At 68.5% G+C, this 18126-nt stretch carries 20 protein-coding genes; 6 read left to right on the forward strand and 14 right to left on the reverse strand.

From position 1 onward, the window contains the following. Positions 1-176: 176 nt before the first annotated feature. Positions 177-446 (forward strand): hypothetical protein, encoded by a 270-nt coding sequence (locus QM591_RS09010; RefSeq protein WP_415131719.1) that lies wholly within the window; start codon positions 177-179, stop codon positions 444-446. An 83-nt stretch (positions 447-529) separates the two neighbouring features. Further along, positions 530-1618, forward strand: a complete 1089-nt coding sequence (locus QM591_RS09015; RefSeq protein WP_415131721.1) for a GNAT family N-acetyltransferase — start codon at positions 530-532, stop codon at positions 1616-1618. Between the two features lie 42 nt (positions 1619-1660). Here QM591_RS09015 and mutM read toward each other — a convergent pair whose 3' ends face one another. From mutM to QM591_RS09045, 6 genes are all read right to left on the reverse strand, one after another. Further along, positions 1661-2560: a bifunctional DNA-formamidopyrimidine glycosylase/DNA-(apurinic or apyrimidinic site) lyase gene (gene mutM / locus QM591_RS09020; protein WP_415131723.1), complete on the reverse strand. Its 900-nt coding sequence runs from the start codon at positions 2558-2560 to the stop codon at positions 1661-1663. Further along, on the reverse strand, positions 2553-3245 hold the full coding sequence (rnc, locus tag QM591_RS09025; protein ID WP_415131725.1) for a ribonuclease III: 693 nt from the start codon (positions 3243-3245) through the stop codon (positions 2553-2555). Before rnc ends, mutM begins: the two co-directional genes overlap by 8 nt. A 14-nt stretch (positions 3246-3259) precedes the next feature. Continuing rightward, positions 3260-3469: a 50S ribosomal protein L32 gene (rpmF, locus tag QM591_RS09030; RefSeq protein ID WP_013586329.1), complete on the reverse strand. Its 210-nt coding sequence runs from the start codon at positions 3467-3469 to the stop codon at positions 3260-3262. Between the two features lie 2 nt (positions 3470-3471). Then, positions 3472-4020 carry a YceD family protein gene (locus QM591_RS09035; protein ID WP_415131776.1) on the reverse strand — a complete coding sequence of 183 codons (549 nt, stop codon included), beginning with the start codon at positions 4018-4020 and terminating at the stop codon, positions 3472-3474. Between the two features lie 25 nt (positions 4021-4045). Next, positions 4046-4543: a pantetheine-phosphate adenylyltransferase gene (gene coaD, locus QM591_RS09040; RefSeq protein WP_067160617.1), complete on the reverse strand. Its 498-nt coding sequence runs from the start codon at positions 4541-4543 to the stop codon at positions 4046-4048. Between the two features lie 78 nt (positions 4544-4621). Continuing rightward, on the reverse strand, positions 4622-6781 hold the full coding sequence (locus QM591_RS09045; RefSeq protein WP_415131729.1) for an ATP-dependent DNA helicase RecG: 2160 nt from the start codon (positions 6779-6781) through the stop codon (positions 4622-4624). A 92-nt stretch (positions 6782-6873) separates the two neighbouring features. Here QM591_RS09045 and QM591_RS09050 point away from each other — a divergent pair, with 92 nt between their 5' ends. Together QM591_RS09050 and rsmD are read left to right on the forward strand one after the other, a co-directional pair. Then, the gene (locus tag QM591_RS09050) at positions 6874-7494 is read left to right on the forward strand and encodes a 1-acyl-sn-glycerol-3-phosphate acyltransferase (RefSeq protein ID WP_415131731.1); all 621 of its coding nucleotides are present in this window, start codon (positions 6874-6876) and stop codon (positions 7492-7494) included. Then, the gene (gene rsmD, locus QM591_RS09055) at positions 7491-8048 is read left to right on the forward strand and encodes a 16S rRNA (guanine(966)-N(2))-methyltransferase RsmD (RefSeq protein WP_415131733.1); all 558 of its coding nucleotides are present in this window, start codon (positions 7491-7493) and stop codon (positions 8046-8048) included. The genes QM591_RS09050 and rsmD overlap by 4 nt, the downstream gene beginning before the upstream one ends. Before the next feature lie 33 nt (positions 8049-8081). On the opposite strand, the gene thiL is transcribed toward rsmD, so the two are convergent. Further along, positions 8082-9062 carry a thiamine-phosphate kinase gene (thiL, locus tag QM591_RS09060; RefSeq protein ID WP_415131735.1) on the reverse strand — a complete coding sequence of 327 codons (981 nt, stop codon included), beginning with the start codon at positions 9060-9062 and terminating at the stop codon, positions 8082-8084. Between the two features lie 22 nt (positions 9063-9084). On the opposite strand from thiL, the gene QM591_RS09065 reads away from it, so the two are divergent. Continuing rightward, positions 9085-9561, forward strand: a complete 477-nt coding sequence (locus tag QM591_RS09065; protein WP_415131737.1) for a DUF3515 family protein — start codon at positions 9085-9087, stop codon at positions 9559-9561. A 12-nt stretch (positions 9562-9573) separates the two neighbouring features. On the opposite strand, the gene QM591_RS09070 is transcribed toward QM591_RS09065, so the two are convergent. The 7 genes from QM591_RS09070 to QM591_RS09100 form a co-directional block, all read right to left on the reverse strand. Beyond that, positions 9574-10659: a D-alanine--D-alanine ligase family protein gene (locus QM591_RS09070; RefSeq protein ID WP_415131739.1), complete on the reverse strand. Its 1086-nt coding sequence runs from the start codon at positions 10657-10659 to the stop codon at positions 9574-9576. Continuing rightward, positions 10559-11695 (reverse strand): NAD(P)H-dependent glycerol-3-phosphate dehydrogenase, encoded by a 1137-nt coding sequence (locus QM591_RS09075; protein WP_415131741.1) that lies wholly within the window; start codon positions 11693-11695, stop codon positions 10559-10561. Before QM591_RS09075 ends, QM591_RS09070 begins: the two co-directional genes overlap by 101 nt. Continuing rightward, positions 11685-12443, reverse strand: coding sequence for a lysophospholipid acyltransferase family protein (locus QM591_RS09080; RefSeq protein ID WP_415131743.1), 759 nt, complete (start codon positions 12441-12443; stop codon positions 11685-11687). Before QM591_RS09080 ends, QM591_RS09075 begins: the two co-directional genes overlap by 11 nt. Positions 12444-12449: 6 nt before the next feature. Next, positions 12450-13811, reverse strand: coding sequence for a UDP-N-acetylglucosamine 1-carboxyvinyltransferase (murA, locus tag QM591_RS09085; protein WP_415131745.1), 1362 nt, complete (start codon positions 13809-13811; stop codon positions 12450-12452). 68 nt (positions 13812-13879) lie between these two features. Beyond that, entirely contained in the window at positions 13880-14476 is a 597-nt protein-coding gene (gene leuD / locus QM591_RS09090; protein ID WP_415131747.1) for a 3-isopropylmalate dehydratase small subunit, read from the reverse strand. Between the two features lies 1 nt (position 14477). Next, positions 14478-15923: a 3-isopropylmalate dehydratase large subunit gene (leuC, locus tag QM591_RS09095; RefSeq protein ID WP_415131749.1), complete on the reverse strand. Its 1446-nt coding sequence runs from the start codon at positions 15921-15923 to the stop codon at positions 14478-14480. Between the two features lie 158 nt (positions 15924-16081). Beyond that, positions 16082-17155, reverse strand: a complete 1074-nt coding sequence (locus QM591_RS09100; protein WP_415131751.1) for a TerC family protein — start codon at positions 17153-17155, stop codon at positions 16082-16084. A gap of 222 nt (positions 17156-17377) precedes the next feature. Here QM591_RS09100 and QM591_RS09105 point away from each other — a divergent pair, with 222 nt between their 5' ends. After that, positions 17378-17953, forward strand: a complete 576-nt coding sequence (locus tag QM591_RS09105; RefSeq protein ID WP_415131753.1) for an RNA polymerase sigma factor — start codon at positions 17378-17380, stop codon at positions 17951-17953. The last annotated feature ends 173 nt before the right edge of the window (positions 17954-18126 follow it).

Genomic DNA, 18126 nt, shown 5'->3' on the forward strand with positions numbered 1-18126 from the left:
CGCCGAACGCCGTTATCGTCGCGTTCCACTGACCTCGCAGAAGGACTGTGCCCTTGCGGCACGTCTCTTCCGTCTGCGGTCATCCGTCTCTCGTGCTGCGGCACGTTCCTCGCCGCCCCCGGCGGCACCTCTCCGTCGCGCTCGCGACATCATCTCCGCTCGAATGGAAACCACTCATGAACACCACCCTGACCGCGCCGCAGCGCGTCCTCGACGAATCGACGTCGCAGGACACTCTCACCACCACTCTGCAGTTGAACGCCCCGCGTACCGCGCTCCTCGATCGGATCGCCCTGCGGATCGCGCTCAAGTTGCTCCTGTGGAGCACTCGCCCGCCTGATCATGCGCACGCTGTTGATCGTGCACTCCGCAACCGGGAGCTGCGCCGCGAGCGCGAACAGCGTGAGCTGCGCTGGGAACTGCAGCGCCACTTCACAAGCATCTGAATCACCTCCACCGCTGTGGACGGCCGGTGCCGGATCGCGCACAGGCGCGCCGGCACCGGTCGCCACCCACCCGAAGGAATCCCATGGACACGGCTCTCGACCTCGAGTTCCGCCCCCTGCACATCCCCGCCCGCCCCGGCGACGCTGACGCCGCCGACTTCGTCGAGATGACTCGCGTGCGCAACGAGGTGTACCGACAGATCATCGGCAACGACGACGATGCGCGCACGGCCTCGGAACTCCTGCCGCACTTTCACCCGAACCCCGACGAGAGACGATTCATGTGGATCGTCGTGGCGGACGGCCAGCTCGTCGGGCGCGTGGGTGTCGATCTCCCGCAGGAGGAGGGGTCGCGAAGCGCATTCTGGCTCATCGAACTGTTGCGATCGCACCAAGGCCGGGGCATCGGAACCGCCGCGTACACACTCGTGGAGCGAACGGCCCGAGAGCACGGAAGATCGGTCCTGCAGTCCTGGGCCTTCCACACGCACGACACCTCGGACGCCGTGGCACGCCTCGAGCCGCCGACCGGGTTCGGCACGATCCCGGTGGACCGTGCCGCCCGCTTCTTTCTGGCCAACGGTTACGCGCTCGAGCAGGTCGAGCGCCGCAGCGATCTCGATCTGGCCACCTCGGTGGAGACCGTCGACCGGTTGCTGGCCGAGGCCGAGCGTGCCTCGACCGGGTATCGCGTGGTGCAGTGGCAGGCGCCGACCCCGCCCGAGCACCGCGCCGGCTACGCCTGGATGAAGTCACGCATGTCCACCGATGCGCCGGCCGCAGGACTGGAGATCGACGAGGAGCGGTGGGATGCCGACCGCGTCTTGCGCCACGAGGCTCGTTGGCGGGACGCCGGGATGACCGCGCTCATCACGGCCGCGCAACACATCGACAGTGGAGAGCTCGTGGCGTTCAACGAACTCGTGATCGGGTCCGACCTCACACTCCCGACCCATCAGGAGGACACGCTCGTCCTACGTGAACACCGGGGACACCGCCTCGGCCAGCTCGTGAAGTGCGCCGCCCTGCGCGCATGGCGCGACACCGCTCCGTCCTCCCCCAAGGTGACCACATACAACGCGGAGGAGAACCGCCCCATGCTCGACATCAACGAGGCCATCGGATTCCGGCCCGTCGGCTACGAGGGAGCGTGGAAGAAGACCCTCGACTGACCGTTCCTCGCGCGTCGCTGAGCCTCGACGCGTGGAGGGGCCTCAGCGACGAGCCAGGCGCTGACAGCGCGGGCAATAGTGCGAGGAGCGGTTGGTGAACGCGACGCGGACGATCTTCGCTCCGCACCGCGGACACGCCTTCCCGGTCTGCCCGTAGGCATTGAGGCTGTGCGCGAAGTAACCCGCCTGGCCGTTGACGTTGACGTATTGGGCGTCGAAGCTGGTGCCGCCTTCGGCCAGGGCTTTCTGCAGCACGAGTCGGACCTCCGCGAGAAGCCGACGCGCCGTCCGGGAGGAGAGCTCCTGCGCGGGCGTCTCGGGATGCACACGTGCGGCCCATAGCGACTCGTCGGCGTAGATGTTCCCGATGCCGCTGACGATCGTCTGGTCGAGCAGCACGCGCTTGATGGCCGCTCTTCTCGGCGCCAGATGACCGACGAATGCAGAGTCGGAGAACGCGGGGTCGAGCGGGTCTCGCGCGATGTGCGACACCTGGGTCGGCACCGTCGCCTCGTCGGTCCCCCACCCACCGGCGCGCCCGTCGGTCGTGGGCACGAGGGTGTCCAGGGCCAGCGATCCGAAGGTGCGCTGATCGGCGAACACGACGGCGAGCTCGCCATGGCGCGGATGCTCGAGCGCGAGCCGGATCCTCTCGTGGCGCTCGGTCGGAGCACCGGGCGCCCGGAGCAGCAGTTGGCCGCTCATCCCCAGATGACCGACGAGGGCCTGCGATGTTTTCGCCATCGGGATCCAGAGGAACTTGCCTCGGCGTGCCGGCGCCTGGAGCACAGCTCCGGTGAGGCGGCGCTCGAAATCCTCCGCGGTTCCCGGATGGCGCGTGAGCGCACGAGCGTCGCGGACCTCGACGGAGGCGACCACGGCGCCCGAGACAGCGGGGGCCAGCCCCGCGCGCACGACGTCGACTTCGGGAAGCTCAGGCACGGCCGGACAATTGCCGCCACACCGCGAGGGCACCCGCCATCTCGGCCTGCTTCTTGCTGGAGCCGATCCCCGTCGACATGACTTCGCCCACCGTCACCGTCGCCGTGAAGCGGCGGTGGTGGTCGGGGCCCTCAGCCGTGATGGCATACGTCGGGGGCGACAGACTCAAGCGCGCGGCGAGCTCCTGCAGACTCGTCTTCGGGTCCATCGCGGCCCCGTAACGAGCGGGGTCGGCCAGGAGCGGTTCGAGCAGTCGAAGAACGAGCGACGTGGCCGCTTCGGATCCGGCGGAAAGGAATGTGGCGCCGAAGACCGCTTCCATCGTGTCGGCGAGGATCGAGTCCTTGTCGCGTCCGCCGGTCTGGTCTTCGCCACGTCCGAGCCGCAGATGCTCGCCCAGGCCGATGGTGCGTGCGACTTCTGCGAGGGCGACCGTGGAGACCACGCTCGCGCGCCGCTTCGCCAAGGCTCCCTCGTCCAGCTCAGGGTGACGGGTGAAGAGGTGGACCGTCACGGCCTGCCCCAGAATCGAGTCGCCGAGGAACTCCAAGCGTTCGTTGTGCGGAATCGCCCCGTTCTCGTACGCGTAAGAACGGTGTGTCAGCGCCAGCGACAGAAGCTCGGGGTCGATGTCGACCCCGAGCTTGCCGATGAGCACTGCGTGCTCGTGAGAAACGTCTGTCACGACGTCACCGTCGTTCAGACGTCGGCGACCTTGCGGCCCTTGTACTCGAGGAACAGCTCGGTGCCCTGCGAGTCGGTGACGACCTTCGCCTGGTGAGGACGGCTGTAGACGACCTTGCCGTTCTCGATGGTCTTGACCAGCGCGGGCGCCTCGGCCTTCCACTGCGCACGGCGCGAACGCGTGTTGGAGCGGGAGACCTTCCGCTTCGGGGGGTTACCTGCCATGGCTAACTCTTCTCTGTATCGGCGGCGTCAGGGCGCGATGCCTGGACGTCGTGGTCTGGTTTGAGGGCCTTCAGCGCGGCCCAGCGCACATCGATCGGGGTTTCCGGAACCGATCCCGGTGCCCGCCTCTCGCCCGTTGTCGGGTCGAGCCCGGGGCAATCCGGCTGACAGACCGGTTGGAATGGAAGCGACAGGACGATCGAATCCCTGACCAGAGTTTCAAGATCCACGTGGTCGTCTTGAACCTCGAAGTCATTCGCTTCCGATCCAGGATACCCGAAGAGCTCTTGAAACTCGACTTGGACGGGCTCGGCGATTTCGCGCAGGCACCGGCCGCAGACACCGTCGTAGCGGGTGTCGATCTCCGCGGTGACCAGGATCCCTTCGTGGACGGACTCCAGACGCACGTCGATCAGGACGGGCGTGCCCTGTTCGACCGCGACGAGCCCCTCGCCCCACTTGTCGGGGGCTTCCGTCTGGAGGGAATGCTCGCGCATCTCCCCCGGACGGTGGACGAGATCGCGCACGGGGAGCACGAAGGGTCCGTTCAGGTGACGACGGGACATCGCAACCTCCTCAGTTCTCTCGCGAGCCGGTGTCGAGGAATCGTGCCACCGGCGGCGGCACGAACGGCGAGACATCTCCCCCCAACGCGGCGACCTGCCGGACGAGCGAGCTCGACACCATCGCGTGCGCCGGGTCGGGAAGGAGAAACACCGTCTCCACATGGGCGAGATGACGGTTCACGATCGCCATCGGTGTCTCATAGGCCACGTCCACCTGCGAACGGATGCCCTTCACGAGCACCCCCGCCCCCACGTCGGTCGCGTAGTCGACCAACAGCCCCATGCTCCACGAGGCGACGACGATGTCTCCCTCGATCCCGGCGTCGGCCACCGACTGCTCCAAGAGGGTCAGCCGCTGCGCGATCGGCAGCATGGCCTCTTTTCCGGGATTGTGCACCACCAGCACGTGGAGCTGATCGTAGAGCGAGGCAGCCCGGCGGATGACATCGAGGTGACCGAGGGTCGGAGGGTCGAACGATCCGGGGACGACCGCGATGCGGTTGTTCATGCCTCCAGCCTACCGGTGGGCTCCGCGCTCGAGCCGGCTCTGCACCCGAACGGTCCAGCCACCGACGCGATACCGACCTCAGTTCTTGTTGAGTGCGGCCCGCTCTTCGCGGCCCACGCGTCGTTCGATCGCTGCGGCGAGCTCGGGGTGGCGCGACAGCGTCGGATCCTCCTGCAGCACGTCCTCCGCCGCGGCACGTGCACGGAGGATGACGTCCGCGTCGGTCACGACGCGCAGGAGTCGCAAAGACGACCGGGCACCCGACTGGGCGTCACCGAGCACATCACCCTCGCCCCGGAGCTCGAGATCGACCTCGGCCAGGGCGAATCCATCGGTCGTCGCCGCGACGGCCTCGACGCGGCTGCGCGCGGTGGTGCCCTGGGCGGCCTCGGTGACGAGCAGACACAGCCCGGCCACGCTCCCCCGCCCGACGCGGCCCCGCAGCTGGTGAAGCTGCGACACACCGAAACGATCCGCCTCCAGAATCACCATGGTCGAGGCGTTGGGCACGTCGACACCCACTTCCACCACGGTCGTCGCGACGAGGACGTCGACGTCGGCACGGGCGAAGGCCTGCATCACGGCGTCCTTCTCGTCGGCGGGCATCTTGCCGTGCAGTTGTGCGACCCGGATCGAGTCGAACGACGGGTCGCGCTCCAGCATCTCCGCCACCTGCACGACGCCCCACCGGGTCCGCTCGCTCTCTCCGTCGACGGGCGGGGCATCCGGCCTCTCGGCATCGGCGTCCTTTGCCGCGGCATCGATGGCGGCACACACGACGAACACCTGGTGACCGGCCGCGACCTCCTCGGTGACGCGCTCCCAGACGCGGCCGAACCACCCCGGCTTCTCTGCCACCGGCGCGACGAAGGTGGAGATGCCGGCACGGCCGGCGGGGAGGGTGCGGATCGTGGACACGTCGAGATCACCGAACACCGTCATGGCGACGGTGCGCGGGATCGGAGTCGCCGTGAGCACGAGGACGTGGGGAGCGGCTCCCTTGGCCCGCAACGACTCGCGTTGATCGACGCCGAAGCGGTGCTGCTCATCGACGACCACGAGTCCCAGGTCGGCGAAAGTCGTAGACGCGCTCAGGAGCGCATGCGTGCCGACGACGATCCTCGCCTGCCCCGATGCGGCCCGAAGCGCGGCCTTGCGTCGCTCAGCGGCCGGCAGCTGACCTGTGAGCAGGGTCGGCATCAGTTCGGGCGCCAACTGCGGTCCGAGCATTCGCGCGATCGAGCGGACGTGCTGGGCGGCGAGCACCTCAGTCGGGGCGATCAGCGCCGCCTGCCCACCGGTCTGGGCCACTTGGAGCATCGCGCGAAGAGCCACGAGCGTCTTTCCAGATCCGACTTCCCCCTGGACGAGGCGGTTCATCGGCCACGAGCCCTGCAGATCCCCGGCGATCCTGTCGCCGACCACGATCTGGTCCGGCGTGCGAGCAAAGGGCAGCGCGGCGTCGAAGCGCTCCAGGAGATCGCCAGGCGGCCTCGCGGTGGCCGTGAGTTCGCGCACCGCCTGACGCTGCTGCAACAGCGCGGCCTGGAGGACGAAGGCTTCGTGCATGCGAAGCGTGTCGCGCGCGAGGGGAACGTCTTCCGGCCGGTCGGGCGCATGGATGAGCCGAAGGGCAGTCCGTGCATCCAGGAGGCCCTCGGCCGTTCGCAGCGGCTCGGGGAGGGGATCGGGCACCTCACCCAGCCCCGCCAGCACGTGGAGGACCGCCTTGTGGAGCTGCCAGCTCGTGATGGTGCTCGTCGCCGGGTAGATCGGGATGGGCTGGTGCTGTCGAGCCTCGGCGCTCGACCGTGCTTCTTCCTCGTCGTCGAACAGCTCGTAATCGGGATGGGCGAACTGCTTCTGTCCCTTGAACTCGCCCACCTTGCCCGAGAAGATCCCTTGCCGCCCGACCCGCAGCTCGTTCTGGCGCCACGCCTGGTTGAAGAAGGTGAGATTGAGGGTGCCCGCACCGTCGCTGATCACGACCTCGAGGAGCACACCGTGACGTCCGCGCATCGGTCGGGTCGAGACCGAGCGCACCTCGGCGACGATCGTGACCTGTTCCCCGACCGGCAGCGTCGAGATCGGCGTCAGCTCACCGCGGCGGGCGTAACGCCTCGGGTAATGCCCGAGGAGGTCTCCGACCGTGTGCATGCCGAAGGCGCGGGAGAGGGTCTTCGCAGTCTTCGCACCGATGACCGACTCGAGGTCGGTGGTCAGCGAGAACGACGTCATGCCTCGAGTCTAGGGAGCACGGCCGACGCCGCGGAGGCAGGTGCAGGTCCGCGGCACGGACTCGAGGCGGGAGGGACAACTAGGGTGGACGGGTGATCCGTTCGTCGCTCGCCCGCCTCTACTGGCTCGTCAGCCGATGGACGTTGCGCACGGAACCGGCACCGGCTCGCCCCACGGTGCTCGTGGGAGCGCCACACACCTCCAACTGGGATTTCGTCCTCATGCTGGCGATCGCCTGGAGGCTCCGCATCCGCATCCGGTGGCTGGGCAAGAGCACCCTGTTCACCGGTTGGCGAGGCCCGATCATGCGCCGGCTCGGCGGGATCCCGGTCGATCGTCAGGATGCCGGGCGCGTGGTCGACGAGGTGGTCGCGCGGGTGCGCGCCGGTGAGAGGTTCGGCCTCGTCGTGACCCCCGACGGCACCCGAGGCGCTCACGACCACTGGAAGAGCGGCTTCTATCGGATCGCCGTTGCGGCCGAGATGCCGCTCACTCTCGGTTACGTCGACCGCACCACCATGACGGCGGGCCTCGGCCCCACCTTCTCTCCGACCGGCGACACGAAGACGGACATGGACCGCATCCGCGCGTTCTACGCCGATAAGTCCGGCCTCCGGCCGGAGAAGCGCGTGGAACCGCGGCTGCGCGACGAAACCGCTCCCGCCTCCGACGCTCGATCTGCCGGTGCCCGCCCGGGCGGGATGACGGCATGACGCGGATCATCGGCGGAGTCGCAGGCTCGCTGAGCCTTGCCGTACCGCGATCAGGCACGCGTCCGACGAGCGACCGAGTGAGGGAGTCGCTGTTCGGAGCGTTGGAGGGCCGCGACGTGCTCCGCCAGGCGCGCGTCGTCGATCTCTACGCCGGCTCGGGAGCCCTCGGACTGGAGTGCATCAGCCGAGGCGCCGCCTCTGCCGACCTCGTCGAGAGCGCGCCGCGCTCCGCCGCCGTCACGGCGCAGAATGCACGATCGGTGCAGCATGCCGTCGGCGCAGCCCCGGTCCGCGTGCACCGCATGACGGCCGAGAGCTTCCTCCGCACCTCGACGGGGAGGTTCGATCTCGCCTTTCTCGACCCGCCATACGACCTCGACGATGCCGGATTGACGACCACGCTCGGCCTCCTGACCCCGCGTCTCGCGGACGGCGCGATCGTGATCGTCGAACGCAGCTCGCGCTCCCCCGAGCCCCACGTGCCCGAGGAGCTGTCTCCCGACCGGACCAAACGCTACGGCGACACGACGCTGTGGTGGTACACGCGGGAGTGAACGCCCGGACCCGCTCGATCGTGCCCCGATCGCTCAGCCTCGCGCGGAGTCCCAATCCCGCTGAGGGTCCCAGCCGCCGGCACCGGAGGCCGCTTCGCCGGCGATCGTGACCGGTACGTCTCCGCGGGGCCGCACCGTCCCGATCGGCCGGAAGCCCGTCGGAAGATCCCGCCCGGGCCCGAACGTGGCCAAGAGGGCGTGGTCCTCGCCGCCGCGAAGCGCCGCGTCGTCCTCGACACCATCGAGGTCGACCGTCACTCCCGAGGCGTCCGCCAGCCGCGTGGCGTCCAGGAGAAGGCCGTCGGAGACATCCATCATCGCCGTCGCTCCCGCCTCCGCGGCACGAACCCCCGCGCCGATGGGCGGCCGAGGCCGCAACTGCGCCCGAAGCTCTTCGCGCTCGCGCGCGCTCAGGAGCGCCGGGTCCACCGTTACCGGATGACCGGATTCGTCTCGAAAGCGATCGAACAGCACGGCGAGACCACGAGCGGCCGGGCCCAGCTCGCCGGCAACCGCGACGACATCCCCCGGCCGGGCACCGGAGCGGAGCACCGGTCGCCCCGGGAGAACCCCGACCGCAGTCACGGCGATCGTGAGGGTGTCCGAGACGGTGAGATCGCCGCCTTCCACCGCGCACTCGGGGGCGAGGTCATCACACGCTGCGCGAAGGCCCGCAGCAAGCTCCTCCACGAACGCGACGGTCGTCGTCTCGGGAAGTGCCAGGGCGACGAACAACGCGGTCGGTCGCGCGCCCATGGCCGCCACGTCGGCAAGGTTCACGGCCGCCGCCTTGAAGCCGAGATCCAACGGCGAGGACCATGCCAGCCGGAAGTCCGGTCCATGCACCAACGTGTCGGTGGTCACGACCACGCGCTCACCGGGAGCGGCCAGAACCGCGGCGTCGTCGCCTGGTCCGACGACGGCGTGGGAGGACCCCGCCAGCACACGCAGGATCGCCGCCACGAGCTCCTGCTCCGACACGTCGGCGACCGTCGGGGAGGGCGAGGGAGTCATCCCTCCACGGTAGCCTGGAGGGGTGCTCTCCTCACGCCGCGCTCGTCGTCCGATCCTCGGCATTGCGGCCCTCGTGGTGGGGGCGAGCGCGCTCAGCGGATGCGCCAGCACCGTCTCGATGAAGCCGGCGCCCGAAGCCGACTCCCCCGACTGCGCCGCCGTCATCGTCCGGCTCCCGGACTCGGTCGGCGGGCAGCCGCGCCACTGGACCGATGCACAGGCCACCGGCGCCTGGGACTCCGTCCTCCTCACGTGCGGCATCCCCGCCCCCGGACCCACCGAGCTCCCGTGCGAGACCGTCGACGGCGTGGACTGGATCATCGACAACAGCGAAGCGCCGCGCTACCGCTTCACGACGTACGGACGCTCCCCCGCCGTCGAGGTCTACCTCGACTACGACGTCGTGAGCGCTCGCGCCGTGCTGTCATCGCTCTCACCGGCGGTGGGAATGCTCCCTCAGACCGGCGACGAGTGCATCGAGCGTCCGGCCGACTCCTGATCCGACGACGGATCAGCGGACGCGCGCGAGGTCGATCAGCTCGCTGATCAGGTCGGCGTAGCTCATACCGGAGGCGATCCAGCACTTCGGGAACATCGAGATCGGCGTGAAGCCCGGCATCGTGTTCACCTCGTTGACGAAGAACTCCGTCCCGGTGAAGAAGAAGTCGACACGGGCGAGGCCTTCCCCGCCGACGGCGTCGAACGCGCGGGCGGCGATCCGCTGCATCTCGGCGAGCTCGCCGTCGTGAAGGTCTGCCGGACACGCCAGTTCGATGCCGGGTGCGTCCAGGTACTTCGCCTCGAAGTCGTAGAAGTCGCGCCCCGTGATGACGATCTCGCCGGCCACGCTCACTCGCGGCTGCGCCCCATCGCGGCCCTCGAGCACACCGCACTCCACCTCGCGACCGACGACGGCCTGCTCGACGAGCACCGTGACGTCCTCCGCGAACGCCGCATCCAGCGCAGCGTCGAGCTCATTCCACTCCGAGACCTTCGAGACGCCGACGCTGGATCCTGCGCGAGCCGGCTTGACGAACGCGGGAAGGTCGAGCGCTCGCACGCGGCGTTCCCACAGATCACGATCGCGGTCCAGCTCGGCCCGGGTGAACGCGACCCACGGGACGACCGGCACGCCGGCGGCCTTCAGGACGCTCTTGGTGGTGTGCTTGTCCATCCCGATGGCCGACATGAGCAGGCCTGCGCCGACGTACGGCAGTCCGAGGAGCTCGAGGAACCCCTGCACCGTGCCGTCCTCGCCGAAGCGGCCGTGCAGGATCGGGAAGACGACATCGACGTCTCCCAACGACTCGCGTCGCCCGTCGGCATGTTCCACGACGAGCTCCCGCGAGAGGGTCGAGTCGGGCCACCGCACCCGGGTGCCGTTGTCGACGACCTCCGGCAGCGCGCCGGGCGACAGGGCGAACTTGTCGGGGTCGTCGTCCTCGAGGACGAACGCGCCGTCGCGAGTGATGCCGACCGGGATCACTCGGAAGCGGTCACGATCGATCGCCCGGAGAACGCCTCCCGCCGTTGCGGAACTGATCGAGTGCTCGCTCGAACGACCTCCGAAGAGCACCGCCACTGCCGCTTTTGCCATCCTGCGTCCTCTCGCCCTTCGGGGTGTCGTCGTCCGTCGTGAGGTGCGGAGCGATGTCCCGGGGGTTCATCGTTCCGTCCAAGACCATCTTCACCTGTTCGACGATCGGCATGTGGACGCCGGCCTCCCGGGCCAGCTGCAGCACCGGCGCGACGGATGCGAGCCCCTCCGCGGTCTGGTTCATCTGCTTGACGACGTCCTGGAAGCTGTAGCCCTGTCCGAGCAGGCGCCCCGCCGTGTTGTTGCGGCTGAGGGGCGACTGGCACGTCGCGATGAGGTCGCCGAGTCCGGCGAGGCCCTGGAGCGTCTCCGGTTGGGCGCCCTGCGCGACGGCGAAATCGGTCATCTCGACGAGGCCTCGCGTGATGATGGAGGCCTTCGTGTTCTCGCCGTAGCCGACGCCGTCGACGATTCCGATCGCCACCGCGATGAGGTTCTTCAGCACTCCGCCGAACTCGGTCCCGATCACGTCGGTGTTGACGAAGGTGCGGAAATAGTCATTGCGCGCGCGTCGGGCGACCGCCTCGGCGGTCTCCTGATCGGAGGAGGAGATGACCGCGGCCGTGGGCTGTTCGCGGGCGATCTCGAGCGCGAGGTTCGGCCCCGAGGCCACGGCGATGCGGGCCGGATCGCAATGCAGCTCCTGCTCGATCACCTGACTCATCCGTAGCCCGGATCGCTTCTCCACGCCCTTCATGAGCGAGACGATCGGCACATCGGAGGCGGCGATGAGCGGGCGCACCGCCTTGAGGTTCTGCCGCAGCGCCTGACTCGAGATGGCGAGGTACACCTGGCTCGCCCCGTCCAACGCCTCGGACAGATGCGTCGTGGCCGACATCGACCTCGGGAGATTCACTCCCGGGAGGTATTCGCTGTTGCGATGCCCCTCCTGGATCTCCTGGGCGAGCTCGGCCCGCCGCGCCCACATCACCACGTGCGCACCGCCGTCGGCCAGGACCTTGCCGAACGTCGTCCCCCAGCTGCCCGAACCGATCACCGCCACCCGCGGCCGCACCGTCTCCTGTCTACGGCTCAAGGCGACCCGTCTCCTTCTGGCCGTGCGCGGAGGGATCCCACCGCTGGGCGGGAGCAGGCTCCTCGCGGAGCGTCGACAACAAGGCGGAGATATCGGCCATGACGGCGTCCGTCGCCGCAGCCAGGTGCGCCGTGCCGACGGCCGAGCGATACGCGTCGAGATCCACCGGCGGACCGAGGAGCACCTTCACCCGTCGCCGCGGTGGGAACACCCGCAGCTTTCCGTAGCGCGGCAGGATCTGCTGAACACCCCAGGTCGCGACAGGGATCACGGGAAGACCGCCCGCGAGGGCGAGACGCACGGCCCCGCTCTTTCCCCGCATCGGCCACATCTCGGGATCGCGGGTGAGTGATCCCTCGGGGTAGACGATGACTCCGCGCCCGTCGCGGGCGAGCTGCTGGGCTTGCTCGATGGTCTGCTTCGCCGCCGACGCGGTCGATGCCCGGGCGACGGGGATCATCCCGGTCGCCCGGAGGAGCGACCCGAGCACCGGCACCCGGAAAAGGCTCTCCTTCGCCATGAAGCGGGGAGCGCGCCCGAGACGCCAGGTCGCGACGGCGATGATGAGGGGATCGAACTCGCTGTAGTGGTTGGGCGCCAGGACGTACGCGCCCTCTTGCGGCAAGTGCTCGCCGCCGGAGATCTCGATCCGCGCGAACCAGCCGACGGCCGGGACCACGAGGGCCGCAGCCGGCCAGAAGGCGCTCGGGCGGGTCTTCTCAGCCGACGCGCGACGACGAGGCGACACGGCCGGTCAGCTCGCCACCGTGAAGTCGGCACCGAGCGCCGAGAGCTTGTCGAAGAGCTTCTCGTAACCGCGACGGATGATGTCGACGTTCCGGATGGTCGAGACCCCCTCCGCCGCGAGCGCCGCGATCACGTAGCTGTAGCCGCCGCGGAGATCGGGCACGACGACGTCGGCGCCGTGGAGGGGGGTGGGGCCGGTGATGACGGCGGCCTGCTCCAGAGCCCGCCGCGGCACACGTCGATCGTCGCTCGCGATACCCTCCGGGTGGACGACGATGTCGGCCCCCATCTGGTTGAGCGCCTGCGTGAAGCCGAGCCGGTTCTCGTACACGGTCTCGTGCACCGTCGAGACGCCCTCCGCCTGCGTGAGCGCGACGATGAGCGGCTGCTGCCAGTCGGTCATGAACCCGGGGTGCACATCGGTCTCGACCATGACCGGCTTGAGCGGGCCGCCCCGACGGAACCGGATGCCGTCTTCGGCGATGTCGAAGTCGCCCCCGGCCTTGCGGAAGACGTTGAGGAAAGTCAGCATCTCCTGCTGCTTCGCGCCCGCCACGAAGATGTCGCCGTCGGTCGCGAGCGCGGCGCACGCCCACGACGCCGCCTCGTTGCGATCGAAGATGCACCGGTGGTCGTAGCCGCGGAGGCTCTCGACACCCTCGATGAAGATCACGCGGTTCGGCTCATAGGAGATGATCGCGCCCATCTTCTGCAGCACCGCGATCAGGTCCATGATCTCCGGCTCGATCGCGGCATTGCGCAGCTCCGTAGTGCCTTTCGCGCGCACGGCTGTCAGGAGCACCTGCTCCGTCGCGCCGACGCTCGGGTACGGCAGCTCGATGTTCGCGCCGTGCAGTCCACCGGGCGCCGAGAGACGGATGCCGCTCGGGAGCTTGTCGACCGTGGCTCCGAAGGCGCGCAGCGCGTCGAGGTGGAAGTCGATCGGACGGTCGCCGATGCGGCACCCGCCGAGGTCCGGGATGAACGCCTGACCGAGGAGGTGCAGCAGTGGGCCGCAGAAGAGGATCGGAATGCGCGACGCCCCCGCGTGGGCGTCGATCTCTTCCATATGAGCCGACACGGCACCGCTGGGATCGAGGCGCAACACGCCTTCGCCCTCGTCTTCGACGCGAACGCCGTGAACCTCGAGGAGCGAGCGGACCACCTTCACGTCGCTGATGTCGGGAACGTCGCGCAAGAGACTCTCCGACTCGCCGAGAAGGGCGGCGACCATCGCTTTGGTCGCCAGGTTCTTCGCGCCTTTCACGTCGACGCGACCGCGCAACGGGTGGCCCCCGCGGATCGTCAGGGTTTCGCCCTGCTGTCCGTCGGGCTTCGACGACGCCGACTCGCTCACGAGTGTGTTCATCCGATCGACCTCACTTGTATCTCGAGGAATCTCCTACGACACCCCGTCGTGAGGGGCGTGTTCTCGGGCTACGGAACGGGGAGCGTCCGTGGTCGCCACGCCTCTCGGCGCGCCTCGAACTGCGAGATCTTGTCTTCGTTTCGCAGGGTGAGCCCGATGTCATCGAGCCCTTCGAGGAGCCGCCATCTAGTGTAATCGTCGATCTCGAAAGTGAGCCGGAGGTCACCGACGACGGCGGTGCGCTCCTGAAGGTCGACCGTCATCTCTACGCCCGGCTGAGCCTCCAGCAACTGCCACACCCGCTCGATGTCGGCTTCGGCGACGACTCCGGTCACGAGGCCCTGCTTGCCGGCGTTGCCTCGGAAGATGTCGGCGAACTTCGGACTCAACACGACGCGGAAGCCGTAGTCGCGCAGCGCCCACACCGCGTGCTCGCGGCTGGAGCCGGTGCCGAAATCGGGGCCGGCGACGAGAATGCTCGCGGCGCGGTAGGGCTCCTGGTTCAAGACGAAGTCGGGGTCGTTTCGCCAGTTGGCGAACAACGCGTCTTCGAAGCCGGTCTTGGTGACGCGCTTGAGGAAGACCGCGGGAATGATCTGGTCGGTGTCGACGGCGGAGCGCTGCAGCGGGGCGGCGATCCCGGTGTGCGTCGTGAACTTCTCCATGTCAGGCCTCCACGGTCTCTCGCGCGACGAGGTCGCTGGGGCTGGCGAGTCTGCCCAACACGGCGGTCGCGGCCGCGACGAGGGGCGAGACGAGATGAGTCCGCCCGCCCTTGCCCTGACGGCCCTCGAAGTTGCGGTTGCTGGTGGATGCGCAGCGCTCGCCCGGCGCCAGCTGATCGGGGTTCATCCCCAAGCACATCGAACATCCCGCGAAGCGCCACTCGGCGCCGAAATCGGTGAAGATCTTGTCGAGGCCTTCCGCCTCCGCCTCCAGCCGGACGCGTGCCGACCCGGGGACGACCATGACGCGCACGCCCTCTGCCTTCGTCCGCCCCTTCACGATCGACGCGAACTGACGGAGGTCCTCGATCCGGCTGTTCGTGCAGGAGCCCATGAAAACCGCGTCGACGGGAACCTCCTTCAACGGCGTTCCGGCACGGAGGTCCATGTACTCCAGGGCGCGCTCCGCCGCGGCACGTTCGTTCGGGTCTGCGATCGTCGACGGGTCGGGCACCACATCGTTGAGCGGCACCCCCTGCCCCGGGTTGGTCCCCCACGTGACGAACGGCTCCAGCTCGCCCGCATCGAGGAACACCTCAGCGTCGTAGACGGCGCCCTCGTCGGAGGGGAGCGTGCGCCAGTATGCGACCGCGTCGTCCCAGTCCTGCCCGGTGGGCGCATGAGGCCGGCCCTTGACGTAGGCGAAGGTCGTCTCGTCGGGGGCGACCATGCCGGCTCGGGCCCCCGCCTCGATCGACATGTTGCAGATGGTCATCCGACCCTCCATCGACAGTGCGCGGATGGCGCTGCCGCGGAACTCCAGGACATACCCCTGACCGCCGTTGGCGCCGATCTTGGCGATGATGGCGAGGACGATGTCCTTGGCGCTGACGCCCGGCTTCACCTCGCCCTCGACCGTGATGGCCATCGTCTTGAAGGGCTTGAGAGGCAGAGTCTGCGTCGCCAGAACGTGCTCGACCTCGCTCGTGCCGATCCCGAACGCCATCGCGCCGAACGCGCCGTGAGTGCTCGTGTGGGAGTCGCCGCAGACGACCGTGATCCCGGGCATCGTGAGACCCAGCTGAGGGCCGACCACGTGGACGATGCCCTGTTCCTTGTCGCCGAGCGAGTGCAGCCGCACACCGAACTCCTCGGCGTTGCGGCGCAGCGTCTCGATCTGAGTGCGACTGGTCAGGTCGGCGATCGGCTTGTCGATGTCGAGCGTCGGCGTGTTGTGGTCCTCCGTCGCGATCGTCAGGTCGAGCCGGCGAACGGGACGCCCCTCAGCGCGGAGGCCATCGAACGCCTGCGGGCTGGTGACCTCGTGGAGCAGGTGCAGATCGATGTAGATCAGGTCGGGCTGTCCGTCTTCGCCCTTGACGACGAGATGGTCCTCCCAGACCTTCTCGGCGAGCGTGCGGGGACGGTCGGGAATGGGGATGCTCATGTGTCTCGTTCTCCTGGAAAGGGCAGTGCCCACGGATTCAGGCCCGCGTCGGACTCCGCGACGAGAGAGGGCTCAGAACGAGTTCTCGTCGCGGCCGATAAGGAGAAGGCGAGCGATCCGCACCGGCTCAGATTACCACCGCGACGGCGCTGCCCGGTTCATCGAGAACCATCGCTCCCGGAGCCGTCGACCGTCGGCGGGGTGCCCTTCTCCTCGGCGACCGCTGCCGCTGCCGCCTCCGCCCCGCCGGCGCGACGCTCGCGAGCCGAGGCGGCGAGGCTGGCGACCGTGGCGACGGTCATGGCCACCACGATCACACCGAGCGACATCCAGGTGCTGATCTCCGGCGCCCACTCGATGTGCTCCCCACCGTTGATGAAGGCGACCTCGTTGACGTGCATGGCGTGGAAGACGAGCTTGACGCCGATGAAGGCGAGGATGAACGCGATCCCGAAGTGCAGATAGCGAAGCCGGTCCAGCAGGTCTCCCAGCAGGAAGTAGAGCTGGCGCAAGCCCATGAGAGCGAACAGATTCGCGGTGAAGACGATGAACGGGCTCTGGGTGATCCCGAAGATCGCCGGGATAGAGTCGATCGCGAACAGCAGATCGGTCACTCCGATCGCGGCGAACACGATGATCATCGGCGTCCACATCTTCTTCCCGGCCACGACCGTGCGAACTCTCGCGCCGTCGTACTCGTCGGAGATGTCGATCGCGCGGCGCAGGACCCGCACGATGAAGCTCTCGCGTTGCACCTCGTCGTCGTGATCTCCGCCGGGGAAGGCCTGTCGCCAGGCGGTCCAGACGAGGAATGCGCCGAAGATGTAGAACACCCAGCTGAACTGCTCGATGATCGCGGCGCCCGCGAGGATGAACAGCCCCCGCAGCACGAGCGCGACGATGATCCCGACCATCAGCACTTCCTGCTGGTAGCGCCGCGGCACCGAGAACTGGCCCATGATCAGCACGAACACGAACAGGTTGTCGATCGACAGGCTGTACTCGGTCAGCCATCCCGCAACGAACTGGCCGGCGTACTCGCCGCCCGCGAACACCCACATCAATCCGGCGAAGATGAGCGCCAGCGTGACGTAGAAGACGACCCAGAGCGTCGACTCTCGCGTGGAGGGGATATGCGGTCGGCGCAAGATGATGAGGAGGTCTGCCGCGAGGATGAGGACGAGGACGACGAGCGCGCCGATCTCGAACCAGACGGGAAGGTCGAGGTCCATTCGGGCCTTTCAGAGGGGTGACGAATCGTCGAAAGTCTCTCCCCCGCCGCCGCGGCGCGCGCCCGGGGCCCCGACGACGGAGCCCGTGATGACGGACACGCGAGTCCGGGATACTCCCTCTCGCACAGGCAAGGATAGCGCGCGCCAGACACGACCGGACGCGGACTGTGAGACGGTCTCGGTGGAACGGACACCTCCCTCGTGAGAGACGATATGGAGACCATGACGGATCCGACCGCCCGGAGCGATTCAGGACAGAGCGACGCAGAACTGGTCGCCGCGGCGGCGAGTGGCAACGCCCTCGCCTTCCGCGCGCTCTATCGCGCCTACGCGAGGCCGGTCTACTGGGTCGCGCACGGTCTCGTCGGCAACACGGCGGATGCGGAGGAAGTCATGCAGGAGACGTTCCTCGCGGCCTGGCGAAAACTCCCCGGGATGGTGTTGGAGGGCGAGTCCGCCCTCCCGTGGCTCGTGACGATCTGTCGGTTCCAGAGCGCGAACCGGATCCGGCGGCAGCAACGGGACCGTGCGAACACCGCCGCCGCCGTCGACGAGACTATTCCGTCGACGGTCGACGTGGAGCACCAGGTCATCACGGCGCAGCTGACGGAGCGCATCCTGCGCGAAGTCGCGACCCTCAGCGCGCTGGACCAGGAGATCTTCCGCCTGTGCGCCGCCGAAGGATATGCGTACCAGGCAGCGGCCGAAGAGCTCGGTGTCAGCCACGGCGCCGTCCGCAATCGTCTCTCCCGCATCCGCACGCGTCTGCGGAGCGCCATCGAACCGGAGGGAAGGTGAACGCCATGAACGCCGACGATACGGAGCTTCCTCGGCTGAGCGACGCGCGAGTCCGCGAGATCGAGGAGAGCCTGCTCGCGTCGATCCACGAAGACGGACGGCGCGACTCCCCGCCGGTGGCGCGCACCGCCCGGCGGCGACGTGCGTGGGTGACGGGCGCCGCAGCTGCCGCC

The organism is Microbacterium sp. (genome assembly GCF_047607225.1).
GTDB lineage: Bacteria > Actinomycetota > Actinomycetes > Actinomycetales > Microbacteriaceae > Microbacterium.

Excerpts from the sequence above, each read along its gene's own strand:
- QM591_RS09045 (WP_415131729.1), bottom strand. The coding sequence starts at position 6,781 with ATGACGTCGTTCTCGCTGACCACCGACCTCGAGTCGGTCATCGGTGCG.
- thiL (WP_415131735.1), bottom strand. The coding sequence starts at position 9,062 with ATGACTCCCTCGCCCTCCCCGACGGTCGCCGACGTGTCGGAGCAGGAG.
- rsmD (WP_415131733.1), top strand. The coding sequence starts at position 7,491 with ATGACGCGGATCATCGGCGGAGTCGCAGGCTCGCTGAGCCTTGCCGTA.
- QM591_RS09105 (WP_415131753.1), top strand. The coding sequence starts at position 17,378 with ATGACGGATCCGACCGCCCGGAGCGATTCAGGACAGAGCGACGCAGAA.
- QM591_RS09010 (WP_415131719.1), top strand. The coding sequence starts at position 177 with ATGAACACCACCCTGACCGCGCCGCAGCGCGTCCTCGACGAATCGACG.
- leuD (WP_415131747.1), bottom strand. The coding sequence starts at position 14,476 with ATGGAGAAGTTCACGACGCACACCGGGATCGCCGCCCCGCTGCAGCGC.
- QM591_RS09100 (WP_415131751.1), bottom strand. The coding sequence starts at position 17,155 with ATGGACCTCGACCTTCCCGTCTGGTTCGAGATCGGCGCGCTCGTCGTC.
- QM591_RS09070 (WP_415131739.1), bottom strand. The coding sequence starts at position 10,659 with ATGGCAAAAGCGGCAGTGGCGGTGCTCTTCGGAGGTCGTTCGAGCGAG.
- leuC (WP_415131749.1), bottom strand. The coding sequence starts at position 15,923 with ATGAGCATCCCCATTCCCGACCGTCCCCGCACGCTCGCCGAGAAGGTC.
- murA (WP_415131745.1), bottom strand. The coding sequence starts at position 13,811 with ATGAACACACTCGTGAGCGAGTCGGCGTCGTCGAAGCCCGACGGACAG.
- rpmF (WP_013586329.1), bottom strand. The coding sequence starts at position 3,469 with ATGGCAGGTAACCCCCCGAAGCGGAAGGTCTCCCGCTCCAACACGCGT.
- QM591_RS09015 (WP_415131721.1), top strand. The coding sequence starts at position 530 with ATGGACACGGCTCTCGACCTCGAGTTCCGCCCCCTGCACATCCCCGCC.
- coaD (WP_067160617.1), bottom strand. The coding sequence starts at position 4,543 with ATGAACAACCGCATCGCGGTCGTCCCCGGATCGTTCGACCCTCCGACC.